At 42.9% G+C, this 5,332-nt stretch carries 4 protein-coding genes; 1 reads left to right on the forward strand and 3 read right to left on the reverse strand.

What is annotated here, in order from left to right; translation table 11 throughout:
• The 3 genes from VF500_RS07850 to VF500_RS07860 all read right to left on the reverse strand — a co-directional run.
• Window positions 1-656, reverse strand: a 656-nt coding sequence (locus VF500_RS07850; protein WP_330859145.1) for a Gfo/Idh/MocA family protein, incomplete at its 3' end; no start/stop codon positions are given.
• 26 nt (window positions 657-682) lie between these two features.
• Window positions 683-1,705: a Holliday junction branch migration DNA helicase RuvB gene (gene ruvB, locus VF500_RS07855; protein ID WP_330859146.1), complete on the reverse strand. Its 1,023-nt coding sequence runs from the start codon at window positions 1,703-1,705 to the stop codon at window positions 683-685.
• A 201-nt stretch (window positions 1,706-1,906) separates the two neighbouring features.
• Window positions 1,907-3,268, reverse strand: a complete 1,362-nt coding sequence (locus VF500_RS07860) for a pyridoxal-phosphate dependent enzyme (protein ID WP_330859147.1) — start codon at window positions 3,266-3,268, stop codon at window positions 1,907-1,909.
• Between the two features lie 170 nt (window positions 3,269-3,438).
• On the opposite strand from VF500_RS07860, the gene VF500_RS07865 reads away from it, so the two are divergent.
• The coding region (locus tag VF500_RS07865) for a hypothetical protein (RefSeq protein WP_330859148.1) at window positions 3,439-5,332 on the forward strand (1,894 nt) is incomplete at its 3' end.

Here is a 5,332-nt window from a genome sequence, read left to right on the forward strand (position 1 = left end):
CCCTGGTGCCCGTCATGCACCACCATTTTACGGATCAAACCTATGCTGTCCTGCTTAACGGTATTATAAACATCCTGAAAGGATGGGTACCAGGTAGTTTCATAATTGGTTAATACTTTGACGTAGTATTTAAGGGCCAGAAACTCCATACGTTTAGCTTGCTCAAGGGTGGCGGCCAACGGTTTTTCAACCATTACAGAAATACCTAAGGGTGCGCAGGTCTCCACAATATCCACATGTTTGCCAACAGCGTTGTAACCCAACACAATAGCAGGCTTACGGGTGGTGCACATTTTCCTTAGGTCATCAAAAAACAGGGAATCGGGCAGGTTATAGGCTTTGCCAAATTTTTCCCAAAGCTTTTTATCAGGTTCGGCAATGCCTACAATATTCACGTTTCCTTTTCGGTACTCACTTAATATGAGGTGGATATGGTCATGGTTTAAGCCCATAATACCTACCTTTAGCGTCGGTACGGGCTTGTGTATCACGGGTATGGTGTCTTTTTTTGCCTTGTTAACTGAATCGGTAGGTGCCGTAACCGAAGGGGCTGGTGCTGTACCCGGTGGCGGTGGTGTTGTTTGTGCCGATGCGATAGTTATGCAGCTTAAAAAGAGCGTTGTAGTAGTGAGCAGTAGTTTTAATTTGGTTTTCATGATTGGTGGCGATGTATACGTTTATCTCAAAATAAGGATGGATTTCCTCCCAGCTTTATCTTTCCTAAATGTTTGTAGGCAGCTTCAGTAGCTTCACGGCCGCGGGCCGTACGCATTAAAAAGCCTTCCTGTATTAAAAACGGTTCGTAAACCTCTTCAATTGTGCCCTCGTCTTCACCAACTGCTGTTGCAACGGTTTTTAAACCTACAGGACCGCCTTTAAACTTATCAATACTGGTAAGCAGGATCTTGTTGTCCATTTCGTCCAGTCCGTGACTATCTACATTTAAAGCGTTCAATGCATACTGGGCAATCTCCGTATCAATCTTGCCATTTCCTTTGATTTGGGCGAAATCACGTGTGCGGCGAAGTAATGCATTGGCAATACGGGGGGTGCCACGGCTGCGGCGGGCGATTTCATAAGCACCTTCATCAGTAATAGGTGTTTTTAGTATCGATGCCGAACGTAGTACAATGGTGGTAAGCAGTTTGGCATCATAATATTCCAGGCGCGAGTTGATACCAAACCTGGCCCTTAGAGGCGCAGTAAGCAAGCCGGAACGGGTAGTTGCGCCTACCAAGGTGAACGGATTAAGCGAAATTTGTACCGAACGGGCATTGGGGCCGCTCTCCAGCATAATATCTATCTTAAAATCCTCCATGGCCGAGTAAAGGTATTCTTCAACCAGCGGACTTAAGCGGTGAATTTCATCAATAAAAAGAATATCCCCGGTTTCAAGATTGGTAAGCAAACCCGCCAAATCCCCGGGTTTATCTAAAACAGGGCCTGAGGTGATCTTAATGCCTACACCCATTTCATTGGCGATGATGTGGGATAGGGTGGTTTTACCTAAACCTGGTGGACCGTGGAGCAGCACATGATCAAGCGCTTCTCCGCGCTGACGGGCCGCTTGTACAAAGATCTTTAAATTGGCTAATATTTTATGCTGACCGGTAAAGTCTTCAAATTGCTGCGGGCGCAATACTTTTTCAATATCACGTTCGGCCGGACTGAGACGTTCGCGTTCAGGGTCAAGATGCTCATTCATTGCCAACGAAATTAGTAATTTTTTAGGCTAAAGGTGAAAGGTTAAAGGTAAAAGGTTTGTTTCTTTTGAGGAGGCGAAAGGTTAAAGCTAAAAGGCGAAAGGTTTTTTCTTTCAGTCGATAGATTAATTTGCTTTAAAGACAAAAAGTTAAAGTTTGTAATGTAACCTTTAACCTTTCGCCTTTATCCTTTCACCTTAAAATCAGGCTGATATAGCGTTTATAATATCATACTGGGTGATAATCTCAATTTTACTCTGCCCGTCTTCAACCAATACAGCAATGTTATCTTTATTGATCATGGCCGAGATCCTGTCTATCGAAGTGTTCAGATCAACAAAGGGGAATGGTGCGGTAGTAATGTTTTTGATCGGCTGCGACTTGATAGATGGGTTTTCAATCAGCGAATCGAGGATATCGCTTTCGGTGATCTTGCCTATCACCATACCTTTTTGTGTAACCGGGATCTGCGATATATTGAGCGATTTGATGGTGTTGATCGCTTCCAACACGCTCTTTTCGCAATCAATGGTGATGATTTCCTGCACGTCTTTTTTGCTGATGATATCGCGGGCGGTTAATTTTTCGTCTTTCAGGAAACCGCGGTCGCGCAGCCAGTCGTCGTTATACATTTTGCCAAGGTAACGGGTACCATGGTCTGGGAAAACGATCACAACTACATCGCCTTCTTTAAACTTATCTTTCATCTGTAGCAAACCCGCCACTGCCGAACCGGTTGAGTTGCCGGAGAAAATCCCTTCCTTACGGGCAATTTCGCGGGTCATGAGGGCGGCATCTTTATCAGTCACCTTTTCAAAGTGATCAATCAGGCTGAAATCAACATTTTGCGGCAGGAAGTCTTCGCCAATACCTTCCGTGATGTATGGATAGATCTCGTTTTTATCAAATACACCCGTCTCTTTATATTTTTTAAATACCGAACCGTAAGTATCAATACCCAATACCTGTATAGCCGGGTTCTTTTCTTTCAGATAACGGGCAATACCTGATATAGTGCCGCCGGTGCCCACACCTGCAATCAGGTGCGTGATTTTACCCTCGGTTTGCTCCCATATTTCCGGGCCTGTTGATTCATAGTGCGCCTGCGAATTGCTCAGGTTATCATACTGGTTTGGCTTCCATGAATTAGGTACTTCCCGCTCCAGGCGTGATGATACCGAATAATACGAACGCGGATCTTCGGGCTCCACATTGGTTGGGCAAACTATTACCTCTGCACCAAAAGCACGCAGGGCATCAAACTTTTCTTTTGATTGTTTATCGGTGCTGGTAAAAATACACTTGTAGCCTTTTATAACCGCCGCAATAGCTAACCCCATACCGGTATTGCCCGATGTACCTTCAATAATGGTTCCGCCGGGTTTAAGCTTGCCGCTTTTTTCGGCATCCTCAATCATTTTAAGGGCCATACGGTCTTTTATGGAGTTGCCGGGGTTGGTTGTCTCTATCTTGGCTAAAACGGTAACAGGGATGTCTTTTGCTACTTTATTCAGTTTTACCAGCGGCGTATTGCCAATGGTATCGAGTATGTTATTGTACCACATAATTTAAATCTCTACTAACCCGGTATATAAAGCAGGGTTACGCCTCAAAAATAAGTTTCTTAAATGATATTTCTTTTATGGAATAGTAAATAGATATGCATCTTATAAACAGACAAGCATAAATGTAATAAATTTAACCCGGTGGCAATTACCACAAAATATACCTAAACATGCAGGCACCAATAAAAAGATCGTTATTATTTTTCAGCTTCTTAAGTTTTTGTATCACTGCTGCTTTTGCGCAAAAGCCGCTTACACCAAGCTGGCAAAGCAGCTATTATACTTACATCTACAAAATAACGGCCAATGATGTGTTTAAATTTTACCGTTACCCGCGTAAAAACCCCGACGAGCAAATATTACACAACCCCATTGATTCGTTTAAAACAAACGATAAATGGAACAATACCCTCCCTCCCGGTAACTATTTGAAAGTTGTAGCCAAAAAGAATTTGCTGAGTTACGCTCTTATCGAAAACCGATCTGCCAATTTAAAGTTGTTGGCTAATAACTATGATCTCCGCTTTATTTTGGTTGATCAGGCAGGTAAAGCTGTCAACAACGCTTTAGTACAATTTAATGGTCATACTGTTACTTATGATTCAAAAGCCGGTTTGTATATAGCCAATCCTTCAAAAAGAGATACCATCCTGAAAGTTGATTATGCAGGCGTAACCAATTATTATGCAATAAAAAAGCAGCAGCGCTCATCTTATTATCATTACAATCCGTATCGCCACATGAGCTTTTTTAAAGCCACATGGAAACGTTTTAAAAACCTGTTCAAAGGGCATGATCAATATTACAGCCGTCAGCCTGCAAATAATTACGAAGGCTTTATAGTGTTTAACAAGGCCATTTATAAACCGCATGATACCGTAAAATTCAAAGCTTTCATCTTAAATAAGAAATCAAAACGACCTGTAAACGCAGCTCAACTTTTGGTGCGGCTCAAAGAACGGTATGATGAAGATGGTAAGATCATCGGCAAAGTAACCAGCTATCGCGATGGAGCTTATGAATATAGTTTCGCGCTTACAGATAGTCTTGATCTTTCGCTTGATGAAAATTATATCATATCGCTCGAAGACCCATCAAGCGAAAAATACAAATTGGATGATTATGATGGCAATGACGATCAGGGCTTTTTAGCCAAACGAAAGGTTTTCATGACCGGTCAGTTTAAATACGAGGAGTACGAGCTTAAATCAATAACCTTCAGCACCAGGGTTGATAAAGAAGAACACGGGCCCGGAAACCCGGCTACATTATATTTAAAAGCTGTAGATGAAAATAACCTGCCGGTTACAGATGGCCGGGTTACTGTTACCCTCAATACGCGTGGCACCGGTACGCACCGGCAAAACTACATTTTTGTGCCCGACCAGCTTTGGACTCATCAGCTACAGCTTGACCCAGTTGGTGAAACCAAACTGATTATCCCTGATTCCATCTTTCCGAAAGCAGATGTTACTTACGCTATTAATTCAGAATTTCTGAACAGCAATAACGAACAACAATCGGCAGATAACGATATGAGTTACCGGTACAGCCGGTTTAGTGTCACCACCAAATTAAACGGTGATACATTGATCAGTAACGCCTTTGATAATGGTAAGGCCATACAAACCATGGCTACTATCAGCGCCCTAAATGCAAAGTACGATACCATATCCAGGGTCAGGGTAATGCTCCCATCTAAAACTATCATTAATCCTTATGCAGATAGCTATGACGTTGAAACGGACAGTGCCTATGCTGATCTGGATCTGAAAGACAATAACGCTGACATCTCGCTATCAGGCTATCGCACCGCCGATTCGGTGTTTGTAAAGGTTGAAAATCCGAGGCACCTGCATTTCTGGTATTCGGTATTTGGCGGCAATAAATTAATTGATGCCGGGCAGGCCGATAACCTGTTTTATACACGCGCTTACAATGATCAAAACCTCGTAAACTTCCAGGTCCATTATATCTGGGCTGGTGAAAGCAAAACCGAGGCCACTGATATCATGTATCGAGACAAGCTGCTAACTATCAACGTTCGGCAGCCGGTGTCTGTTT

Source organism: Mucilaginibacter sp. (assembly GCF_036383575.1).
Taxonomy (GTDB): Bacteria; Bacteroidota; Bacteroidia; order Sphingobacteriales; family Sphingobacteriaceae; genus Mucilaginibacter.